At 33.2% G+C, this 23,187-nt stretch carries 22 protein-coding genes and 1 tRNA gene; 19 read left to right on the forward strand and 4 right to left on the reverse strand.

The window, feature by feature from the left end; translation table 11 throughout:
- Nucleotides 1-17 precede the first annotated feature (17 nt).
- A complete protein-coding gene (locus tag QE109_RS09515) occupies nt 18-452 on the forward strand; it encodes a GNAT family N-acetyltransferase (protein WP_281094228.1) in 435 nt (144 codons plus the stop codon).
- 81 nt (nt 453-533) lie between these two features.
- Here QE109_RS09515 and QE109_RS09520 read toward each other — a convergent pair.
- A tRNA-Sec gene (locus QE109_RS09520) sits at nt 534-630 on the reverse strand.
- A gap of 136 nt (nt 631-766) precedes the next feature.
- Here QE109_RS09520 and QE109_RS09525 point away from each other — a divergent pair.
- Nucleotides 767-1,087 (forward strand): putative heavy metal-binding protein, encoded by a 321-nt coding sequence (locus QE109_RS09525; RefSeq protein WP_281094230.1) that lies wholly within the window; start codon nt 767-769, stop codon nt 1,085-1,087.
- Between the two features lie 80 nt (nt 1,088-1,167).
- Here the strand turns inward: QE109_RS09525 and plsY are convergent, their stop codons facing one another.
- Nucleotides 1,168-1,755, reverse strand: coding sequence for a glycerol-3-phosphate 1-O-acyltransferase PlsY (gene plsY / locus QE109_RS09530; protein ID WP_281094231.1), 588 nt, complete (start codon nt 1,753-1,755; stop codon nt 1,168-1,170).
- A 118-nt stretch (nt 1,756-1,873) separates the two neighbouring features.
- Here plsY and QE109_RS09535 point away from each other — a divergent pair, with 118 nt between their 5' ends.
- Nucleotides 1,874-2,785 carry an alpha/beta hydrolase gene (locus QE109_RS09535; RefSeq protein ID WP_281094232.1) on the forward strand — a complete coding sequence of 304 codons (912 nt, stop codon included), beginning with the start codon at nt 1,874-1,876 and terminating at the stop codon, nt 2,783-2,785.
- Here the strand turns inward: QE109_RS09535 and QE109_RS09540 are convergent.
- The gene (locus QE109_RS09540; RefSeq protein WP_281094233.1) at nt 2,782-3,987 is read right to left on the reverse strand and encodes an alanyl-tRNA editing protein; all 1,206 of its coding nucleotides are present in this window, start codon (nt 3,985-3,987) and stop codon (nt 2,782-2,784) included. The genes QE109_RS09535 and QE109_RS09540 overlap by 4 nt on opposite strands.
- A gap of 86 nt (nt 3,988-4,073) precedes the next feature.
- On the opposite strand from QE109_RS09540, the gene QE109_RS09545 reads away from it, so the two are divergent.
- The 4 genes from QE109_RS09545 to holA all read left to right on the forward strand — a co-directional run bounded on the left by QE109_RS09545 (nt 4,074) and on the right by holA (nt 10,028).
- Nucleotides 4,074-4,976 carry a hypothetical protein gene (locus QE109_RS09545; protein WP_281094234.1) on the forward strand — a complete coding sequence of 301 codons (903 nt, stop codon included), beginning with the start codon at nt 4,074-4,076 and terminating at the stop codon, nt 4,974-4,976.
- A gap of 9 nt (nt 4,977-4,985) precedes the next feature.
- The gene (locus QE109_RS09550; RefSeq protein WP_281094235.1) at nt 4,986-6,716 is read left to right on the forward strand and encodes an Eco57I restriction-modification methylase domain-containing protein; all 1,731 of its coding nucleotides are present in this window, start codon (nt 4,986-4,988) and stop codon (nt 6,714-6,716) included.
- A 61-nt stretch (nt 6,717-6,777) separates the two neighbouring features.
- Entirely contained in the window at nt 6,778-8,940 is a 2,163-nt protein-coding gene (locus QE109_RS09555) for a ComEC/Rec2 family competence protein (RefSeq protein WP_281094236.1), read from the forward strand.
- A gap of 74 nt (nt 8,941-9,014) precedes the next feature.
- Entirely contained in the window at nt 9,015-10,028 is a 1,014-nt protein-coding gene (holA, locus tag QE109_RS09560) for a DNA polymerase III subunit delta (protein ID WP_281094237.1), read from the forward strand.
- Between the two features lie 173 nt (nt 10,029-10,201).
- Here holA and rpsT read toward each other — a convergent pair whose 3' ends face one another.
- On the reverse strand, nt 10,202-10,468 hold the full coding sequence (gene rpsT, locus QE109_RS09565; protein ID WP_281094238.1) for a 30S ribosomal protein S20: 267 nt from the start codon (nt 10,466-10,468) through the stop codon (nt 10,202-10,204).
- A gap of 226 nt (nt 10,469-10,694) precedes the next feature.
- Here rpsT and lepA point away from each other — a divergent pair, with 226 nt between their 5' ends.
- The 12 genes from lepA to QE109_RS09625 all read left to right on the forward strand — a co-directional run bounded on the left by lepA (nt 10,695) and on the right by QE109_RS09625 (nt 23,113).
- Nucleotides 10,695-12,506: a translation elongation factor 4 gene (gene lepA, locus QE109_RS09570; RefSeq protein WP_281094239.1), complete on the forward strand. Its 1,812-nt coding sequence runs from the start codon at nt 10,695-10,697 to the stop codon at nt 12,504-12,506.
- A 54-nt stretch (nt 12,507-12,560) separates the two neighbouring features.
- On the forward strand, nt 12,561-13,730 hold the full coding sequence (hemW, locus tag QE109_RS09575) for a radical SAM family heme chaperone HemW (RefSeq protein ID WP_281094240.1): 1,170 nt from the start codon (nt 12,561-12,563) through the stop codon (nt 13,728-13,730).
- 199 nt (nt 13,731-13,929) lie between these two features.
- Entirely contained in the window at nt 13,930-14,955 is a 1,026-nt protein-coding gene (gene hrcA / locus QE109_RS09580) for a heat-inducible transcriptional repressor HrcA (RefSeq protein ID WP_281094241.1), read from the forward strand.
- A 24-nt stretch (nt 14,956-14,979) separates the two neighbouring features.
- Nucleotides 14,980-15,567 (forward strand): nucleotide exchange factor GrpE, encoded by a 588-nt coding sequence (gene grpE / locus QE109_RS09585; protein ID WP_281094242.1) that lies wholly within the window; start codon nt 14,980-14,982, stop codon nt 15,565-15,567.
- Between the two features lie 26 nt (nt 15,568-15,593).
- Nucleotides 15,594-17,408 (forward strand): molecular chaperone DnaK, encoded by a 1,815-nt coding sequence (gene dnaK, locus QE109_RS09590; RefSeq protein ID WP_281094243.1) that lies wholly within the window; start codon nt 15,594-15,596, stop codon nt 17,406-17,408.
- A 69-nt stretch (nt 17,409-17,477) separates the two neighbouring features.
- Nucleotides 17,478-18,662 carry a molecular chaperone DnaJ gene (dnaJ, locus tag QE109_RS09595; RefSeq protein ID WP_281094244.1) on the forward strand — a complete coding sequence of 395 codons (1,185 nt, stop codon included), beginning with the start codon at nt 17,478-17,480 and terminating at the stop codon, nt 18,660-18,662.
- 228 nt (nt 18,663-18,890) lie between these two features.
- Complete coding sequence (gene prmA / locus QE109_RS09600; protein ID WP_281094245.1) at nt 18,891-19,835, forward strand: 50S ribosomal protein L11 methyltransferase; 945 nt, start codon at nt 18,891-18,893, stop codon at nt 19,833-19,835.
- Nucleotides 19,835-20,575, forward strand: a complete 741-nt coding sequence (locus QE109_RS09605) for an RsmE family RNA methyltransferase (RefSeq protein WP_281094246.1) — start codon at nt 19,835-19,837, stop codon at nt 20,573-20,575. Before prmA ends, QE109_RS09605 begins: the two co-directional genes overlap by 1 nt.
- Nucleotides 20,576-20,586: 11 nt before the next feature.
- Nucleotides 20,587-21,906, forward strand: coding sequence for a tRNA (N(6)-L-threonylcarbamoyladenosine(37)-C(2))-methylthiotransferase MtaB (gene mtaB, locus QE109_RS09610; protein ID WP_281094247.1), 1,320 nt, complete (start codon nt 20,587-20,589; stop codon nt 21,904-21,906).
- A 107-nt stretch (nt 21,907-22,013) separates the two neighbouring features.
- Nucleotides 22,014-22,355, forward strand: a complete 342-nt coding sequence (locus QE109_RS09615; RefSeq protein WP_281094248.1) for a histidine triad nucleotide-binding protein — start codon at nt 22,014-22,016, stop codon at nt 22,353-22,355.
- Nucleotides 22,356-22,471: 116 nt separating this feature from the next.
- Nucleotides 22,472-22,654, forward strand: coding sequence for a 30S ribosomal protein S21 (gene rpsU, locus QE109_RS09620; protein WP_204661319.1), 183 nt, complete (start codon nt 22,472-22,474; stop codon nt 22,652-22,654).
- Nucleotides 22,655-22,669: 15 nt separating this feature from the next.
- The gene (locus tag QE109_RS09625; RefSeq protein ID WP_281094249.1) at nt 22,670-23,113 is read left to right on the forward strand and encodes a GatB/YqeY domain-containing protein; all 444 of its coding nucleotides are present in this window, start codon (nt 22,670-22,672) and stop codon (nt 23,111-23,113) included.
- The last annotated feature ends 74 nt before the right edge of the window (nt 23,114-23,187 follow it).

The following is a 23,187-nucleotide window of genomic DNA, read 5'->3' on the forward strand; positions in this document are numbered from 1 at the left end:
TATAAAAGAGGTTTAATTTGATTATTGAATTAATAGGTCATTATGAAGAAATTATTGACCGTAAAGACATTTCTGAGTTATTAGGCACGTTACTTATGAATCCATCATATGGGAAAATTCAGAACATTGCTCAAGGAATCTATGCAAAAACACAAGGGCGCTTCTATATTGCATCGGATAGTGGACAACTGGTTGGTTTGATGGGGTTTTCAAAAATTGATAACAACAAACTCGTTGTAAGGCACATGGCGGTTTCTTCTGGCTACAATAGGCAAAAAATTGCTGAAGCTATTCTTACAGAAGCGATAAAGAGTGAGCGTGTTTCAATAGTTACATCTGAACCAGGTGATGAAGATGTTAGTTTTTATAAAAGTTATGGCTTTTCCGTGAAAAAGCGAGTATATGATGATGCGGTTGGACAAAAATACGACTGTGTATATACAGTTAATTGATTCTTTAAATATGAAAAGAAAGCCTATAGTAGGCTTTCTTTTCTATTTGATAATATCATATTGAATATTATATATTCTATTTGGCGAGGGTATGTGGGAATCGAACCCACCCAAGCATCTCTTAAATACTCGCGCTGATTTTGAAGATCAGAAGGCACACCAGCACCTCTCTACCCCCATAGTAATATCATTTTAGCAGATTATATGTGATTTTCATAGTTTATTAATTTTTTTTTAATTATTGCCACTTATAATTGAACTACAAAGTAATTAGTAAATATATTAATTACAAATACAATTTATGGAGGCGGAAGATGATTATAACTACAACACCATCGGTGGAGGGATACAAAATAGTAGAGTATAAAGGAATTGTTTTTGGAGAAGTAATAAATGGTGTAGATTTTATTAAAGACTTCGCAGCAGGCTTAACAAACTTTTTTGGTGGAAGATCAAATTCTTACGAGGGAGAGTTGATCGAAGCAAGAGAAAATGCTATAAGAGAAATGAAACAACGTGCCGCTGAAATGGGTGCAAATGCTATAGTATCAATTGATATTGATTACGAAGTACTTGGTCAAGCAAATAACATGTTAATGGTAACTGCTTCAGGTACAGCTGTAATTATAGAATAATTAAAATACCAAATAAATAAAGCAGAAACGAAATGGATATAAGTCCAAATTGTTTCTGCTTTTATAGTTAAATCAATCTATTACTTCTTCTTAAAGTTTAATTTTGTTTCAGTGCCATTTATTAAACGCTTTAGATTGCTCCTATGACGAAAGATCACATAAATTGCAAGTAAGAAAGAAAATAATATAAATAATGTGCTCTTAGAAAAAACAATTGCGAGAATAGGCAATAAAACAGCACTAATAATAGAAGCAAGTGACATATATCTTGTAAATCCAATTATTAGGGCTTGTACAACAACAAGTATAACCACAATATCTGGGAAAAGTACTAAAAGAATCCCTGCAGAAGTCGCCACACCTTTACCACCTTTGAATTTAAGCCATACTGGATGGCAGTGGCCGATAACAGCTAGTGCGCCACCAACAACACCGCCTAACTCTCCAAGCCATAGAAGGCCAATTAGAGCTGGTATAACGCCTTTTAGAAAATCACCTAAAAAAGCTAAAACGCCAACTTTTAAACCTAAAGTCCTTACTACATTGGTAGTCCCAGTGTTACCACTACCATGTCTTCTAATATCTATTTTTCCAATCCATCTTGGTATCAAATAAGAAAATGGAATACTACCGATAAAATAACTACATACCCCTAATAAAAATATCATTCATGCCTCCTAAATTAAATTGCATGTTCATTTTAGCATAAAATACAATCAGTTAAAATATCATTCTTAAAGTGTTATAATAATATTATAAATATTGAGCTAAGAAGGGGAGTATTCTATGAGAAAAGATTTCAGTATTGATTCCTTTGAAGAAATCACATTAAAAGGTTATGTGTGGTCACCAGATGGTACAGTTTTAAAAGCAATGGTTGTACTTGCGCATGGAATGGCAGAAACGATTGAACGTTATGATGCATTTGCAAATTTTTTATCTGATCACGGCTACGGTATTATCGGTGTAAATCAACGCGGGCATGGACCAGAAGCTCAAATGCTTGGTTATCTAGGAGAAAAAGGCTGGTCAAAAATGAAAGAAGACCTAAAACATATTGTCGATTACGTGAAGAACACATATGATGATATACCAGTCTTCATCATGGGCCATAGTATGGGGTCTTTCTTAGTTCGAGATTTCATCATTTCTTACTCGTATTTAGTTGATGGTGTAATTTTGTCTGGAACAGGATATCCTGATAAGATATCTTTAAAACTAGGACAATGGCTCGCTGCTAAAGATGTAAAAAAACATGGTGATAAACATGTCTCTACTCTGATTGATAGTATTGCCTTTAAAAATTATAACAAAAAAATAAAAGACGCAAAAACGTCTTTTGATTGGTTATCAAGCGATTCCACAATGGTGCAAGCATATATTGATAATCCTTACTGTGGTCAAATACACCCTAGTTCGTTCTTTTTAGAATTTTCAAATGGACTTTATCAACTGTTATATCATCCGGATTATAGTAATTTCAAAGATGGATTACCAATGCTTATTTTTTCAGGTGAAGGTGATCCTGTTGGAAACTACTCAAAAGGTGTTAATTTAGCAGCTAAAAAATATGACGCTCTAAAGTTTGATGTAAAGAAAATCCTTTACCCTGAAGGGCGTCATGAAATGCTAAATGAAGTTAATAGAAAACAAGTCTTTGAAGATGTTGTTGAATGGTTAGATGAAATTAATAATTAGAACATTTTTTGAATTTTATCTTCCAAAGTAGCCATTATTTCATCGATATTAACTGCATCTGAACTACCACCTTGTGCAACAAATGGATTTCCACCACCTTTGACACCAAATGGTGCGATTTCCGATTTAAATAATTGTCCCATATTAAACTCTTGACTCACATTTTTTGATTTTGAAAGTACGAGGTGTGTTTTTTCGCCTTCACTGCTAACAGCCAGTACGATAATATTTTCAGCTTCGCATAAGATGTTACATTTTAGGCGTAAATCTGTCATACTCATATCGGTCTCAGTTAAAGTTATCACTTTAATTTCTTCTGAATCAAACTGTTCTAAAATTTGAGCGACTTGTGTTTTATAGAGTTGCTCTTTTAATGCTTGTAGATTAGCACGATCATTTTTCTGAGATTCTAACAATTGTTCTGTAAAGTTAAGAATTTCATTATCTTTCACGGAAAACAGTTTCATAAGTGAATTGATAGTTTCATTTCTTTCTTGGATGAATTTTAGGGCAAATCCACCACATCCAAATTCAATTCTGATACCAGATTTATAAGGCTCAGTTTTTTTGATTTTGATGATACCAACTTCAGAAGTCGTTTTAACATGAGTGCCACCACACGGAGAAAAATCGCTTTCTACGATCTCTATTACACGTATGTTTTCTGTAACTTTTGGTTGCTTTCTAAGCGGCATATTTGCTAATTCTTCAGCTGTTGGGTAGTGAGCAATCACTTCTTTATTACTATAAATTACTTGATTTGCACTGTTTTCAATTTTAACGATTTGATCCTGAGTTAGCTTTTGATCAAGATCAATGGTCACATAGTCTGCGCCAATATGGAATCCAATTGTATTGGCTTCATAAAGTTTTTCTGCACAGGAAGAAAGGATATGTTGCCCAGTATGTTGTTGCATCAGCGTAAATCTTCTTGAAAAATCAATTTTACAAGTTACATTTTCACCTACTTTAAATTTTGGACAGTCCTTTGAAATATGGAAAATATCTTCTTGATCTATTTGTACATCTGCTATCTCCAACATTTCGATATTTCCATGATCACAAGGCTGTCCACCACCTTCAGGATAAAAAAAGGTATGATCCAGTTGAATTTTATATAGTTGATTTTCTTGCTCAATAGATGTTACTTTTGCGTTAAATTGATGTGTATATGCATCATTTAAAAATGATTTTATTGTCATTTGTACCTCCTAAAGTAATCGAATACTGAAATCTTCACCCAAATAGTATATAATAGATTAGAATTCAATGAAAGAGGAGAACATATATGAATATTGAAATGATAGAGAAGATATATAACGATTTATACGAGTTTATTGTGATGCCTAGCAATAAAAAAGAACTAGATATTGCAAAACAACAATTTGTTTTAAAAGACGATCAATCGGATACAGATGGTTTTGCTGAATGGCTGATTTTTAATTATCTACATTCTGAAACTCATCAAAATATGATTGATCGGTTTAAACTTAAACAACCACTAGATGAAAATAAGGAAGCTGTGGCAATTTTGGAAGCCCTTAAAAAATCTCAAAGAAGCATATTTGAAGTTAACCTTGAACATGAACGTGTTGCACTTAAAGATATTTTTACAAATGATGACTTTCTATTAGAATCTGGCGTTTCGGAATCTACTCCACTTATAAGTGCTAGGGTAATCTCTATTGATAATACCCATACTGTTGTGGGCGATATTTTTGAACTTGAGGTTAGTTTTAAAGAGAGTATAAAAAAATATATCTTAGATCAATATAACCAGTTTACTCAAAGTCAAGGAATTACACCTATGGATTCATTTCTTGATGCTAATGGTCATCTCCTTTACAAAGTATTGGATATCGTGAATCAAGTAGAAGAAGAGAATGCTTATGAAGATGAGCTGAATTTATATCAATCTACTTATGCTTATAGGTGCAATAAGGATGAACTGTATGAACTCTTTATGACATTATCACTCCCAGTTTTTGCTGATGAAGAAGAAGAACCAATTTTAAGAGTGATGGAAGAAGATCGAATTTTGGCTGAAATTGAGATCTCTAATGGTCAATTCTACGTACTTTGCAATTCTCCAGAGCATAGCAAAGCGATGAAAAAAGTGATTGAACCAATTTTGAGAGCAGATATAGTTTTCTTAAAAGATGAGATTTTTTCGCTTGAGGATTTACTTTAGGAGGATACATTGTCAAACTATACCCATCTAAGAGAACGATATAGTCATGAGACATCTGTTACTATACAGGATGTTTCAGGAACTGTTTATACCCCTAAATGGCTAGCTCAACAGATGATATTTCAATTGATTGATGATCATATATGTAAAAACTTTACTTCATTTAATTTATATCCGCTTTATGTTGAAGGATACTTAAAAGATGAAGTGAGCGAATCCTTTTCGGAGGATTCGCAGGAGCTTCTAAGCTTGATTAAATCTTCAAAAATTCTAGATTTATCTTGTGGCAGCGGTGTTTTACTTTTAACCTATATTGAGTTTGTTGAGTATTTAGTCAAGTGTTGTAAAGCAGATTTGTCTACTATTATGACGAACTTGGTCGAAGACTGTATCTATGGTATTGATATTGACGAAACTGCCATTCTTGTTTTTAAAGAAACCTTAATTGCATATTTTGAGTCCATAGAGATCACACCTAAAAAGCTCAATCTCTTTTGTGGTAACAGTTTAATAGAAGATTATTTTGATACGCTTAAATTTGATTTAATTATTGGAAATCCACCTTATATTGGTGAAAAAAATAATTTGAATTGGTTTCAACCCATAAAAGATACACCCTTTGGAAAAAAGTACTATGAAGGAAAAATGGATTATTTTTATTTTTTTATCTATAGAGGCTGGGAACTATTAAAAAGTGAGGGGTCACTTTGTTATCTCTCAAGCAACTACTTTCTTTCAGCGGATGGTGCTAAACATTTAAGATCTTTTATTAAAACGCATTTTACTTTTAGTAGATATATTGATTATGGAGATGCACGTGTTTTCCCAGAACGCAAATTACACGCTTGTATCTACGTTCTGAAAAGACAACCTGTTGATACAGTCATCATGTATGATGAGGATTATCGAATTGAAAAAAAATTATCACCAGAATTGATTTACCAAGAAGATGGTTTAGTCAAATTTATAGTCTCTGACTTGGTTCAAAGTAGAATAAATCATATTAAAAGTGGGAAAATCGGATTGCTAGGTGATCTATATAATGTTCATCAAGGTATTGTTACAGGTTCGGATGCTGCATTTGTTTATACGGAAGAAGAATTATCACAATTACCTAAGGAAGCACTCCAGTATGCAGTACCATTTTTTAAAAATAGCGATATAAAGCACTATTTTGCAAACAAAGATACAAAGCTACGTCTTCTATACCTCAATCACAACTCTATAGATGAAAAGGTAATCAAGTATATGGAAAAATACGAGATGAAATTATCCAAACGTAGAGAAGTAACTAAGGGGATTCGAAGTTGGTTTACACTTACTTGGCCAAGAGATCCATCTATTTTTGAAGGCGAGAAATTAGTTGTACCTCAACGTGCAAGGACCAATAGGTTTGCATATGTTAAAGACCATTTTTACGCATCTGCTGATGTTTATTATATAAAGGGCAAAGTCAACTCGCCTTATAGTTTGAAAGTCCTTTGTTTGTTACTTAATTCAAATGCCTACATGGAATGGTTGAGTCATATGGGAAAGAGGAAGGGGCAACTTTTAGAACTGTATGCAACACCGTTAAAGGCAATACCAATAATTAAGTTTGATAAAATTGATTTATTAGAACTTGAAGAAATATCTGAGAAAGTTTTCAATTTTGAAACACAAAATAATGTAGGTTTTGATGAAAAAGTTTTGGATGGATTGATTAAAAGAGTGGACCAAATTATTGAAAATAGAAAATAAATTTCACCACGCCATTGCCATATATTCCCATTTTGTTATAATGGAAATATATGGAGGTTTTATGAAGCGTGGTTTTCTTTTTTTTGTAACGATCATTACGATAATAATGTTTTTTTTCATGAATCAACAATACTATCAAACTGTTTCTTTGACAAAGCAGCACTTTAAATCAAATCAAAGTATAGCTGAAGAAATTGTTTTCATCGAAGGGGAAATAATTGAGGGCAATATATATGATGATTATTTTATCGCTAGAATTACAAAAGTTAAGGGGGATAAAGTTGATTTTAAATGGCGTTTATATCATTACACTAAAGATAATAGTCAAGTTAGTGTAGATAATTTATGTTCAAGTTTTATTGCCTCAGTCAATCTAAATCAAATTCAGTTTACTTCTGTTAAAAATAAGTCTGGTTTTGATTATGACAAATACCTTTATTCAAAAGGCATCACAAAGCAGTTTAAGATCTTAGAATTAAAACCGAATCCTGATTACAAGCGTTCATCAATACTCACACTAAAGTCAAAACTATACGGTGAAATCAATACTATTATAGATTCATCATTATCTGGTAAGTCAAAGGAACTTGTACGTGCGCTGATATTGGGCGACAAGACCAATTTTGAAAATTACTCGATGTATAAAGATCTTGGATTAGCACATTTATTTGCAATCTCAGGACTTCATTTTGGAATTATATACTACTTTATAAAAAAATGTCTCTCATTTTTACCCTATAATGCTTCAAGCATATTTAGTCTTATTATTTTAATCATATTACTCATAGTTATTGGCTGGCCATACTCTGCGCAGCGCGCATTTTATATGATCTTATATAACGAAATCACTCAGACCATGGGTAGGAAAAAAGATATTTATATGAGCATTGCATTTTCATTACTGATTATAATATTAGTTCAACCGCATGCAGTTTTATCAACGTCTATGTACTTGTCTTATTATGCTTATATATGTGTTGCATTACTTTATAAAAGTATTTTTAAACACAAAATTAAAAATAAGTATCTAGAAAGTTTGCGTTTTTGTATTGCGATTCAATTGTTATTATTACCTGCGAGTCTATATTTTTTTCAAAAGATCAACCTATATAGTTTTTTGTCTAATCTAATATTAGTCCCGATTATCGGCATATTACTACCATTGAGTTTGTTGTATATAATAATTGCTTTAATTGGCTTTAAAAGTCACCTGTTGATTTTTGCTATAGATAAATTTGTAGGTATTATGAATTTAATTGCTATGCAGATGCCGCTGAATCTAAGTGCTATTGTTGCATTTAAGCAAAGTGATTTTTTGATAATAGTGTGTATCATACTGGTATATTTCTTATGTCATACAATTTGGCGGCTTTACAGGGAAAGAAGAAAGTTTCTTATTTATTTAGCTATTGCTTTAATTTTCATTTTTACATGTAGAGATTTTAATTCTTCAAGTCAAATTCAAGTAATTTCCTATGATGTGGGACATGGTGATATGACTCTGTTGAAATCTAAGAATATTAAGATATTAGTTGATACTGGAGATGGCAAAAATTCATGTGAAACAATTTTAAGAGGGGAGGGGATACATAGTATAGATGCACTAATTATCACTCATGCGCATCAGGACCATTATGGCGGTGCACTTGAACTTATCAATAACATGAAGATCAAATATTTAATCTTAAATGATGAGACCTATGAGTTACTAAAAGATAAAATTAGTAATACTAAAGTAAAAATTCAAATTATCAAATCACATAGATTATCAATAGAGTCTATTGGCATTTTAGATGAAAATTTGACAATTGAAGTGATTCCAATTAAAGGTGAGAATTATAAAGATGATCCAAATGAAAATGCGCTGATTATAAAAGTAAATGCCCTAACATATTTGGGCTATATACTAAGCGACATCTCAACTGAAATGATTGATACAATTAATGACCTAAATCAAGTTGATTTTGTAAAATCTGCCCATCACGGCTCTAAAACTTCATTTAACTCTACGCTGTATAATAGTGATGTTTTAAAACTCGTACTCACTTCATGTAGTAAAAAGTATAATATGCCTAATATTGATTTTGAAAAAAAATTGCTTGAAAATAAAATTAATCATACGATGACTTATAGAGATGGTGAAACAATCGTAAACCTAAGTAATGGCGAAATCAAAGTCAAAACATTATTAAATTCGTCTTTTATTATAACCTGTGAACCTTAAAATTGTTAAATTTAAAAAATCACTACTTTATATTGTAGCATTTTATTGGTATGATATTGACTGGAGGGACGTATATGGATTTTATGACATACTTTAAACAACTCAAGTCTAACGAGATTAAGCAAGTGACATTAATAAATGGCGCAGAAAATTATCTTATCGATAATTTAACAAAATATATTGCAGAGAATTTCTTGATGCAAGCATATATGGACTTCAATCTAACTGTAGTCGACAGTCCTATGGACATTGATAGTGTCCAAAGCATTGCTATGACATTACCTTTTTTTGATGAACGTCGTATTGTTTTGTTCCAAAATTCTGGTTTACTTAAAACTATAAAAGATGAACAAGAAGAAAAACTTATAAAATTCATTCAGCAATTACCAGAACATATAGTACTCATATTTGCTGAGACTGAGCTAGATAAACGAAAAAAGATATATAAGCAAATTAACAAAATAGCAGATGTTGTAACAGTTGATCGTCTATCAAGACAGGAACTCGTAAAATGGTGTGCAAAGCGCTTTAAACTTTATCATAAAGAGGTCGATCTACATGTAATTAGCTTTTTAATTGAGATGATTAATTATCTTGAACCTGAAGCAGATAAAAATCTTTATGATGTTGATAATACCATACGAATGCTTTCAGGTGTTGATGGAGCTATAACTGAGTCAGTCATCAGACAATATGTAGACATCCCAATTGAACACAATATATTTAAAATGATGGATGCAATGAGTTCAAAGCACATATCTGAGGCATTAACAATCTTAACGCAACTCATTTCAAGTGGTGAAGCTGAGATTAAAGTATTTTATATGATTAACCAACAATATCGTAATATATATAAAACAAAACTGCTTTTAGAAGCAGGGCATAGTAGTCCAACAATTGCTTCCAAATTAGATATACATCCCTTTGTAGCCAAAAAAGCGGGTGGTTTTGCAAGTCATTTTACTGTAAAGCAGTTAATTGAAATTATAGATGTTTTAGAAGAAGTAGACATTGCTATGAAATCAAGTGTTATTAAACCTTTGTTATTAATGGAAAAAGCCTTTTTTCAGATAGGGAATATTGCATAAGTACTTGGAAGTGATTATAAGTGGTATGACACAAAATTAAAAGGCTCCCAAAAGGGAGCCTTTTAAAAAAATGAAAGCGTACTTAACTTGTACGCTCTTTAATATTTGATCAAATATTAAAATTGACACGGTCATTGATATCGGGGTTTCTCAGAGTGAATCCAATTAAACGACTATTCAGCCGCAGCGTTTAATTTTTTTCTAAGTCTTGAGATTTTTCTTGAAGCAGCATTCTTATGGAATAAACCGCTTGCGCCATTTTGAGCCATTTTCTTCTCAAAATGATTAAACTTTTCTGTTGCAGAAGCAATGTCACCAGATGCAAGTGCTTCTAAAAATCTTTTTTCAGCAGTTTTGATAGCTGATTTTTTAGATTTGTTAAGAGCAGTTTTCTTTTCAATAACATTAATTCTCTTTTTTGCAGATTTGATATTTGCCATGTATTTCACCTCCCCGATAGTTTTTCAACAGATTTATTCTATCACTTAAGGGGGGTAAGTGCAAGTTTTTATTTTAATGAAAGATAAATATTTGAGTCCACAACCTTGGTGTGGTATAATTTATAAGCTAGTTACAAAGAAAAAAGGTAAAAGTTTACAATTACTTCGTTTTAGTTAAGAAGGATATTTAATAGAGTAGGGTAGTCATATAAGGAGGCAACATTTAATGTCAAGTGAAAGGCAAAAGTATATTAGGAATTTTTCCATCATTGCACATATCGATCACGGTAAATCAACACTGGCGGATCGACTCATAGAAAAAACAGGTTTGCTTACACATCGTGAGATGAAAGAACAAATCCTAGATAGTATGGATTTAGAGAGAGAAAGAGGCATAACCATTAAACTTAACAGCACACGTTTAGTTTATAAAGCTAACGATGGTCATGAGTATCTTCTTAACCTCATAGATACACCAGGTCATGTTGACTTCACATATGAAGTTTCTCGTTCGTTAGCCGCTTGTGAAGGCGCGATACTTGTGGTTGATGCAACTCAGGGTGTTGAAGCTCAGACATTGGCTAATGTACATTTAGCGGATGAACAAGGTTTAACGATTGTTCCTGTACTGAACAAAATTGACCTTCCAAGTTCTAGACCAGAAGAAGTGATCCAAGAGATCGAAGATGTTATCGGCATAGTAGCAGAAGATGCACCTCAAATTTCTGCAAAAGAAGGGCGTAATATTGAAGATGTACTTGAAAAAATCGTAGCTGACGTGCCACCGCCAACTGGAGATGAAGAAGCGCCACTAAAAGCGCTCATATTCGACTCCTATTATGACAGCTATAAAGGAGCAGTTGCCTATATTCGTGTTATGGAAGGCGTAGTAAAAAAAGGCGATAAAATTTTAATGATGGCTACAAATAAAAAATTCGAAGTAGTTGAAGTTGGTATTAGCGTGCCAGGCCCTCTACCTATTGATGAACTTCGTGCAGGTGATGTTGGTTATGTCACTGCGAGCATAAAGAACGTGAAAGATTGTCGTGTAGGTGATACAATTACAAGTAGTGTAAAACCAACTGAAGTTGCTCTACCAGGTTATAAGAAAGCGACCCCTATGGTTTATTGCGGTATATATCCTGCAGAAGGTCAAAGCTACGATGAAATTAGAGATGCACTTGAGAAACTTCAACTTAATGATGCAGCTTTATCTTTCGAACCAGAAACTTCAGTAGCGCTTGGGTTCGGTTTTAGATGTGGCTTTTTAGGATTGTTACATCTAGAAATTATTGAACAACGTATTGATCGTGAATTTGATCTAGATATAATTGCAACAGCTCCTAGTGTAATTTATCGAGTTACTAAAAATGATGGTGAAATTTTAATGATTCAAAATCCATCTAATTTACCTCCTATTACTGAGATTAGTACCATGGAAGAACCGATCGTCAAAGCCAATATAATTGTACCAAATGAATATGTCGGTAATATCATGGAACTCTGTCAAAATAGAAGAGGCGATTTGATTCATATGGATTATCTTGACCCTAAAAGGGTCGTATTACATTATGAATTGCCACTCAACGAAGTAATCTACGACTTCTTTGATGCCTTAAAATCAAAAACAAGAGGCTACGGCTCATTAGATTATGATTTCCTTGAATATAGAGTATCTGAACTTGTTAAGTTAGATGTTCTACTAAACAAAGATTTAATAGATGCGTTTTCAATGATTGTTCACAAATCCAAAGCTGAATCAAGAGGTCGTATTATATGTGAACGATTAAAAGATGTTATTCCAAGACAAATGTTTACGATCCCTATCCAAGCAGCTGTTGGAGCAAAGGTAATCGCAAGAGAAACCATTAGCGCGCTTAGGAAAGATGTTCTCGCAAAATGTTATGGTGGCGATATCTCTCGTAAGAAAAAATTACTAGAAAAGCAAAAAGAGGGTAAAAAGAAAATGAGACAACTTGGAAATGTGGAAGTACCACAACAAGCGTTTTTATCTGTCCTCAAATTTGATGATAACTAAACTTTGGGGCAATCTTCGGATTGCCTTTTTTGTTCCTTAAGAAAGGAGCTCAACATGCCAAAACAAATAAAACTCAACCCACTTAGTATTTATATACACATTCCTTTCTGTGTTAGCAAATGTGCCTATTGTGATTTTATATCTCATAGAGTTGGTGATTTTGAAATCAATGGTGGTGTAGAAGCGTATTTCAATTCACTTAAAACTGAGATCAGTCTATATAGTGGGTTACTTGAAAAGAGTAAAGTTAGATCAATCTATATTGGTGGAGGTACACCAAGTTCAGTTGATGGAAAATTTATTCATAATCTGATTATGCAGCTTAAATCCTTAGCAAATTTTTCAGATGAAATTGAAATCACATTAGAGGTCAATCCGGGCACTTTAACTGAAGAAAAGCTCAACCATTATATTGCAAGTGGTATTAACAGAATTTCAATGGGATTACAAACGACCAACGATCAGCTGTTGCATAAAATAGGTAGAATTCATTCAACCAATGACTTTATGACTTCGTATGAGGCAATAAAGCGAGCAGGCATTGAAAACTTAAGTCTTGATCTTATGTTTGGTTTACCGGGACAAACAATTAAAGATATTGAAAACGCAATACATTTAGTTGGTATATTAAAGCCAAAACATGTATCAGCCTATTCACTTAAAATTGAAGAAGGTACACCACTTTCTGAATCATATCAAAAGGGAAGTATTACTTTACCAGATGAACAACTGGAGAGAGATATGTATCATTTGCTAATCAATGGTTTAGCTGAAAAAGGAATTATGCAATATGAGTTAAGCAACTTTTCATCAGCTAGCTTTGAATCAAAGCACAATTTGGTATATTGGGAAAACGAGGCTTATCTCGGTCTTGGGGTTTCAGCTCATTCTAAACTCAATAACGAACGCTTTTCAAATACAAGTCGAATCTATGATTATTCTAAATTATTGAGCGAAGGGAAATTACCAATTGTTGAGAAGGAATTTATAGATACATCAGAAGATTTATTTGAAAGCATCATGTTAGGACTTAGGTTAAATAAAGGTGTTTCTATTAATAAACTCAATCAGAAATATAATATTGATTTTAATGTAAAGTATGCGAATGCACTTGAGAACTTATTAAAGCAAGGTTTAGTAATACTTACTGAAGATATCCTTAAACTTACAATAAAAGGAATGGATTTATCAAATCAGGTTTTCCTTCAATTTATGGAAGATTAATCCGAACATGTAAAGATACTAAGTCAAATCTGATTTAGTATCTTTTTTCACGTCTATATGACTAAATAAAGTTTATGAATTATATGTAAATAGACTATTAATTGTTAAATAGATTCTTGACAACACTGCCACCAAGCTGTATATTATTTATAGAATTAGCACTCATATAGAGCGAGTGCTAACAAAGGTAGGTGATCTAATGTTATCGGATAGACAAATAAAAATATTAGAAGCGATAATTAGTGACTTTATTGATACAGCGCAACCTGTTGGTTCAAGAACTATTTCTAAAAAATATCCACTCGGAATTAGCTCTGCAACTATAAGAAACGAAATGGCTGATCTTGAAGAATTAGGTTATCTGCTACAGCCTCACACCTCAGCAGGAAGAATTCCTTCTGATCTTGGCTATAGATTATATGTTGATTCTTTAGTATATGAAAATAGTATCTCATCACGAGATAAAGAAATCATTCAGTCTCTTTTATTAAACAAAATAATTGAAGCGGGTGATATCGCTAAGCAAACAGTTAAACTATTAACGGATTTTACACATTTAGTTGCTGTTGTTTCTATACCGAAGTTTAACAAGTGTAAGCTTGCCAACCTTAAATTGATTAAAGTTTCTGATTCAAAAGTATTATTAATTCTAGTGACGGATACAGGCATTGTTAAAAATATTCAATTAGCTTTATCCAATACTGAACAATTTGTATTAGATAAAATATCTGATACGATGGTTTCTCATCTTAGTGGAGAAACAATTGAAAATATTGATGTCCGATCTATTTCCAAAATGAAAGAAAAACTTAGTATGTTTGGTAATATAGTAGATTATCTAATACCTATATTGCGCGATGCTTTAAAAAGCTTAAATGGAACTGAATTATATGTTGATGGTGTTTCAAATTTACTTTCAACATTTGAGTTCTCAGACACCGAAAAAGCACGTCACATCTTTGATTTCTTAAAAAATGACAATCAACTTGTTGAACTATTTGACAGTTTACCTTCAGATAAACTAAGTATTAAAATTGGTACTGAAATTGGCGTAGAACTGTTAGATGATTGTAGTATAGTTGCTTCATCTTATCATGTTGATGGGAACAATGCAGGTCGAATACTTGTTCTTGGTCCAAAACGCATGGATTATGGTGCAATTGTTTCAACAGTTAATTATATCAGCAACACTTTGTCAGATGTTTTTTCAGGAATCTATCTATAAACAGTAGACGAAAGGAGAGTTTAATTGGCAAAGTCAAATAAAAAAACAAAAAAGGCAGATGAAGACATGAGTAAAAAAAAGGCAGAAGAAAGCAAGGTAAAAGTTGAAGCTGAAATTTCCAATGACACAGCTGATACTGAAGAAAATAGTGCAAAAACATCTGAAGTTTCAGTAGAATCGCTTAAGTCTGAGATTGATCAGTTAAATGATAAATTTTTAAGACTTAACGCTGAATATCAGAATTACAGAAAAAGAGTAGAAAAAGAAAAGAATGATATTTTCAAGTATGGTTCTGAAAAATTATTCGTTGAAATGTTACCAATTATGGATAACTTTGAAAGAGCACTTTCAGCAAGTGAGCAAGAAAATATTGAGAGTAAAGTTTTAGATGGTATTAAGATGATCAAAAAATCACTTGACGAATTATTTGATCGCAATGGCGTTAAAAAGATTGAAGCAATGGGAATGCCATTTGATCCTATAAAGCACCACGCAGTTATGACTGTTGAATCGGAAGATGAAAATAATGATCATGTTATAGAAGTTTTCCAAGATGGCTACGCATTAAACGACAAAGTGATTAGACCAAGCATGGTTAAAGTATCACATTAATCGAAAATATAAGGAGGAATTAAACAATGGCTAAAATTATAGGTATCGACCTCGGAACAACAAACTCATGTGTATCAGTATTAGAAGGTGGCGAATCGGTAGTAATCCCTAACGCAGAAGGAAATAGAACAACACCTTCAGTAGTTGCTTTTACAAAAAACGGTGAAAGATTAGTTGGTGAAACTGCAAAAAGACAAGCAATTACTAATCCAGACAGAACAATTATTTCTATCAAAAGAGAAATGGGAACAGATCACAAAGTGAAAATCGATGACAAAGTATATTCACCTCAAGAAATTTCTGCAATGATTTTACAAAAATTAAAAGCAGATGCAGAAAGCTATTTAGGCGAAACTGTAACTGAAGCAGTAATCACTGTTCCTGCATATTTTACAGATGCTCAAAGACAAGCAACTAAAGATGCTGGTAAAATTGCTGGTCTTGAAGTAAAAAGAATTATCAACGAGCCAACTGCAGCTTCATTATCTTACGGTCTTGATAAAACGGACAAACAACATAAAATTATGGTATTTGACCTTGGTGGTGGTACTTTTGACGTATCTATCTTAGAAATTGGAGATGGTGTATTTGAAGTATTAGCAACTAATGGTAATAACCATCTTGGTGGCGATGATTTTGATAAAATCGTCATGGATCATTTAGCAGAAACATTCAAATCTGAGCATGGTGTTGATTTAAGACTTGATAAAATGGCACTTCAAAGATTAAAAGAAGCTGCTGAAAAAGCAAAAAAAGAGTTATCTTCAACACAATCTACAAATATCAACTTACCATTTATTACTGCTACTGCTGAAGGCCCACTTCATATGAATATGGACTTAACAAGAGCAAAATTTGAGCAATTAACTAAAAAATTAGTTGATATGTCTATGGAACCAACTAAAAAAGCACTTAAAGATGCTGGCTTAAACGCTGGTGATATTGAACAAGTCATCTTAGTTGGTGGTTCTACTAGAATCCCTGCAGTTCAAGAAGCAGTTAAAAAATTCATTGGTAAAGATCCACATAAAGGTGTAAACCCTGATGAGTGTGTTGCTCTAGGCGCTGCAATCCAAGGTGGTGTTTTATCAGGAGATGTTAAGGATGTGTTGTTATTAGATGTTACACCACTTTCTTTAGGTATCGAAACACTTGGTGGTGTATTTACAAAATTAATCGAAAGAAACACTACAATTCCAACAAAGAAAAGCCAAGTCTTCTCAACTGCTGCTGATAACCAAACTGCTGTTGACATCCATGTTCTACAAGGTGAAAGACAAATGGCAAATGATAATATAGCACTTGGACGTTTCCAATTAGATGGTATTCCACCTGCAAGAAGAGGTGTTCCACAAGTTGAAGTAACATTCGATATTGATGCAAATGGTATTGTTAATGTTAGTGCTAAAGATTTGGGTACTGGTAAAACGCAACATATCACAATTACAGCTTCAACTAACTTAAGTGATGAAGAAATTGAGAAAAAAGTTAAAGAAGCAGAATTACACGCTGAAGAAGATAAAAAACAAAAAGAGCTTATTGAAGAACGTAATAAAGCAGATAACATGATATATGAAATAGAAAAATCTGTTGGTGATTTAGGTGATAAAGTAACTGAAGAAGAAAAAACAGATATCAATGCAAAAATAGCTACCTTAAGAACTACTATGGCTAGTGATGACGTTGAAGCAATCAAAAAAGACTTTGAAGCATTAACAAATGCATTCCAACCAATCGCTCAAAAACTTTATGCAGAAGAACAAGCACAAGGTCAAGCACAACAATCTACTGGTGATGGAGAAGATTCAGTTGACGAAGCTGATTATGAAGTGGTAGACTAAATTCTAAGGCTTTATGTCAAAATGGGGCATCTTCGGATGCCCTTCACTAATAGAAAGGCGGTATGACGAGTGAGTAAAAGCGATTATTATGAGTTATTAGAGGTCGAACGTGGAGCGGATGAGGCCGAACTCAAAAAAGCTTATAGAAAACTTGCGATGAAATACCATCCAGACAGAAATCCCGACGATAAAGATGCTGAGGCTAAATTTAAGGAAATTAATGAAGCGTACGAAGTATTGAGCGATCCTGAAAAAAGGCGCCTATATGATCAATTTGGTCATGCAGGTGTGAATCAGAATGCGGGCGCTGGCGGTGGTTTTTCAGGTTTTGATGGTTTTGGTGGCTTTGAAGATATTATTAATGAAATGTTTGGTGGTGGATTTGGCTTTGGAGGATCATCTAGAGGAAGAAATGGCGCGAGAAAAGGGAAAGATATTCGCGTTGATTTAACACTTGATTTTGAAGAAGCAGCTTTTGGTAAAAAGCAAACCATTGAATATTTAAGAACTGAAGAATGTGATGTGTGTCATGGAGCTGGTAATGAACCAGGTACAGATACACATAAATGTAATACTTGTAATGGAACGGGAGAAGTAAGGTACTCTCAACGTTCGTTATTTGGCGAGTCTGTAAGCGTTAAGCAATGTCCTACATGTAAAGGTAAAGGAGAGACCTTTGATCAGCCATGTCATCAATGTAAAGGACATGGAATCATTAAAAAAAGACACAGCAAAGAAATTGATATACCTGCTGGTGTTTTCCACGGTGCTCAAATGCAACTTCGTGGTGAAGGTGACTTAGGATCAAATGGTGGACCACGTGGCGATGTCATGGTTGTTTTACGAGTAAAAGCCCATAAACACTTTACACGTGATGGTAATGATATCTACTATGACCTTTGGATTTCTTATGCCCAAGCCGTTTTAGGTGCTGAGGTAATGGTTCCTACACTTGATGGTAAAGCTAAGTTTACTATTCCTGAAGGAACACCTAGCGGTAAACAATTTAAGCTAAAAGGTAAAGGTGTACCTGTTCTTAACGGCTATGGTAGAGGTGATCAGTACGTTAAAGTTAACATCGAAATTCCTACGAAATTAAACAAAAAACAACGTGAAGCGTTGACAATGTTTGATGAAGAAATGACTGGTGTAAAAGCTTCTACAACTTCAGAAGCTGAAGAAAGCAAGCAAAGTGGTAAAGGAAAAAAAAACGATAAAAACTTGTTCAATAAAATCAAAGATTCATTGAGCTAATTGTTAGCTTTTGTAAATAACAATACGAATAACCTAACCAATAACAAATTTAGTTGTTCTAGTAACTTAGTGCAGCAATTTGATAATGGTTAGGTTTTTTTAGATATTATATATTTGAGGCTTATTAAGTGTAGATACTGCTTTTTGTAGACTCATAAGTGTGAATATGTTATATTATTTAAGTGAAATTCTTAGTTAATTAATAGGATATATTAAGTGAGGTAAAATATGAGTTGGTACGAAGTACATGTAAAGACATCTATTGAAGCAATTGATGCTGTAACTGGTGTTTTATATAGTTATGATGCAACAGGTGTAATGATTAACAACCCTAACGACGCAGATTTTACGAACCAAGAAGAAGGCAAGTGGGATTACTATGATCCTCAAAACTTAAAACTCGATTTTGATGGTGCATTACTTACTGGTTATTATGAAAACTGTGATATTGAAGTTTTAGTATCAGATATCAAAGAAAGCCTTGAAGCTTTGAAAGATTTTGATATTGATTTAGGCTGTGGCGAAGTAGATTATAAAGAAATCTTTGCTTCTGATTGGGAAAATGAGTGGAAAAAATACTTTAAACCCTTTAGACTGGGCAATCATATTGTTGTCAAACCAAGTTGGGAGACTTTCGATATAAAATCAGATGATTTAGTGATTGAAATTGATCCGGGAAATGCATTTGGTTCAGGGACACATGAAACTACATCTATGTGCATCGAAATGATAGAAAAATATATGACATCTTCAGATACTGTTATCGACGTTGGTTGTGGCAGTGGAATACTTGCTATAGCTGCTGGAAAATTAGGTTCCAAACATATCATTGCTGTTGACATAGATGAAAACGCAGTGAAAACAGCAACAGATAACGTAGCACTCAATGGATTGTCAGATGTTACAGATGTTAGACATGGTGACTTGATTAACGTGATTCCAGAAAAAGCAGATTTAGTCGTTGCAAATATCATAGCAGATGTTATCGTTAAGCTATCCGATGATATTGATACGATCCTTAAACCAGACGCAACATTTATCAGTTCAGGTTTAATTTTGGATAAAGTAGATTGGGTTGTTGAAGAACTTAAAAAAAGAAATTTTAACATCATTGAAGTTGTTAAAAAGGGTGAATGGGCTGTTGTCGTTTCAAAAAAGGCAAAGGAGCTGTAATGCATAGATTTTTTATTGAATCTGAAGATATTAGAACAGGTATATATTTGACTATCCATAACCAAGAAAGTGTCAACCATATGTCTAGAGTTTTACGTGTCAAGATTGGAGAATTAATTGAACTCGTTTCACTGGATATGTTATTAACTGGAGAGATAGTCGAAGTTCAAAATACTTCTGTCAAACTTAAAATTTTGTCTGAAAAACCTCACGAAAATGAATCTAATGTTAAGATTGATTTATTTCAGTGTTTACCAAAAGGTCAAAAATTGGAGCTAATATTACAAAAAAATGTCGAATTAGGTGTCCATGACTTTTATTTGGTACAATCCAAACGATGTATTGTAGATTATAAGCCAAAGGATGTCCCTAAGAAGATGGAAAGACTGTCAAAAATTGTGAAGGAAGCATCTAAACAATCAAAGCGAGATAGGATTCCAGAATTATATGGTGTTTTAAATATTAAGGATGTTTTAGAAAAAATATCCGATTATGATCAATTCTTGATCCTCTATGAAGGGGAGACCAGTAAAGGTTTAAAAGGTCACCTTAAAGCATTTGAAGGTAAACGCATCGCTATCATTATTGGTCCCGAAGGTGGTCTTGAAGAATCAGAAGTTGAATTACTATTACGTAATGGTGCACTTTCAACAACGCTTGGTAAAAGAATTTTAAGAACTGAAACTGCTGGATTTGTAGCAGTGTCATGTATCCAATATGAAATGGATGCTTTAGGTTAAAGGAGAAAAACATGAATAAAGTTGCATTTGTAACTTTGGGATGCAAAACAAATCAATATGAAACTGATGCGCTTATGGATATATTCTATAAAAATAGATATGAACTCGTTGATTTTGACGATTATGCAAATGTATATGTTATAAACACCTGTACAGTTACAAGCATTAGTGATAAAAAGTCTAGGCAAATGATTAGGCGTGCGAAAAAAAATAATCCCAATAGTATCGTTGTAGCAGTTGGTTGTTATGCTCAGATTTCGCCTGATGAAGTTAGTGCAATTGAAGATGTGGATATAGTTATTGGTACAGATGCAAGAAGTGGTATCATTGATTATATTGAAGAATACAAATCTGGTACTACATCAAAACCTTATGTAATTGTAGAGGATATTATGAATATTAAGGTTTTTGAGGAAATGACAATATCAAATATAACAACTCATACGAGAGCCTTTATCAAGATACAGGAAGGTTGTAATCAGTTTTGTTCGTATTGTATTATCCCTTATGCAAGAGGACGAGTACGAAGTAGAGAACTGACTCATATTATAGATGAGATAAGAGCATTAACTGAAAAAGGTTATAAAGAATTCGTGTTAACTGGTATCCATATAGGTTCTTACGGTCTTGACTTAGATCATATTAAATTGATAGATTTACTTGAAGCTATTCAACTCATTGAAGGTGTTGTGAGAATTAGATTAGGTTCTGTTGAGCCAAGATTGATTACAGATGAGTTTATAGGACGCATCAAACCGCTTCATAAGTTATGTGATCATTTTCATCTATCTTTACAAAGTGGTTCTGACACTGTTTTAAAGCGTATGAATCGCAAGTATACTTCGGCTGAATACTTAACAGCAGTAGACAAGTTAAGATCCATCTATTCAAGCCCGTCAATTACAACAGATATCATCGTTGGATTTCCAGGTGAAACTGATTTGGAGTTCAATGAAACTTTGGATTTTGTTTCACAAGTTAAATTTAGTGAAATACATGTTTTTCAATTCTCAAAACGCGAGGGAACACCCGCTGCTGAAATGAGTGGGCAAGTTGAAAGTTATATAAAAAAACAACGCAGCGAGGCATTAATTGCGTTAGCCCATCAGTTAGGTGATGACTATAAGAATTCCTTTGTGGGCAGTGAACTAGAAATTTTACTAGAAGATCAAAAAGAGAAACACTACTTAGGTCATAGTAAAAATTATCTCAATATTATAGTTGATTCAGAAGAACAAACAATGAATCAATTAAAACTTAATCAAGGTGAACTTTATACTGTGAAAATCGTTAGAATTGACGATTCTAAGCTTCATGCAGTAGTAATTTAGTATAAAATTATATAAATTATTTTTTTTTTACGAAATAGCTTAATCAATTTCATAAAATTTGTTATAATAGAATTGAACTTTTACAGCATGAAAGGAGGTGTTAATAAATGGATTGTATATTTTGTAAGATTATAAGCGGTGACATCCCGTCGACTAAGGTCTATGAGGATGAGCATGTATATGCTTTTAAAGACATCAATCCTGAAGCGCCTGTTCATGTTTTAATCGTTCCAAAAGAACATATTGAATCGGTTGCTCATCTTGATGCGACTCACCATTCCTTGATAGGACACATTCATTTAATTGCCAAGCAAATTGCAGAAGATGCGGGTATTGATCAAAGTGGTTACCGTTTGCTTACAAATATCGGTAAAGACGGAGGTCAGAGTGTACTTCATCTGCATTATCACTTGCTCGGTGGTCGACTATTAAAGTGGCCACCAGGTTAAAAAACTTAAGATTTTTTATTGATTTTTAACTGGTCCTAGTGTATAATAACACAGTATGTTCTAGGTACATTCCTCTGTACTATTAAAGAATCTATTCACGGAGGGAGGGAATGTGAATGTCTGGCATCAAAGTTGGAGAAAATGAAAGTATTGATAGTGCTTTAAAAAGATTTAAAAGAGAAACATCTAAAGCTGGCGTAATGGCTGAGATTAAGAAAAGAAGACATTACGAGAAGCCTAGTGTAAAGCGTAAAAAGAAATCTGAAGCAGCTAGAAAGAAAAAGAAAAAGCAGTTTTAGTGAAGAGGTGAGAAGATGTCACTAAAAGATTTGCTCATGGATGATTTGAAAGTTGCTATGAGGGACAAAGATGTAGTCAAAAAGTCTGTTGTAACGATGCTTCGTGCTGCTATAAAGCAAATTGAAGTTGATCAGCGCATCGAACTGGATGATGAAGCTATCATTGAAATTATAGCAAAACAAATCAAACAGAAAAATAATGCCATTGTCGAATTTGATAATGGTAATCGTCAAGATCTTGTAGATCTTACGAAAAATGAAATCGAGTTTCTAATGAAGTATTTACCGGAACAACTTTCACCTGATGAAGTTAAAGTGATTGTAGATGAAGCTATCGCAACTACTGGCGCAACAACTATGAAAGATATGGGTAAAGTCATGGGAATCGTCACAAATGCTACTAAAGGAAAAGCAGAGGGCAAACTCATATCTGATTTAGTCAAAAAAGCTTTATCTTGAAAAGCATATAAGTGAACATTAAGTTAAATGGCGTATCTTTATAAGATATGCCATTAATTTTTTAGTCCTAACAT

Source organism: Fusibacter bizertensis (assembly GCF_029914245.1).
In the GTDB taxonomy this organism is placed as follows: Bacteria; Bacillota; Clostridia; order Peptostreptococcales; family Acidaminobacteraceae; genus Fusibacter_C; species Fusibacter_C bizertensis.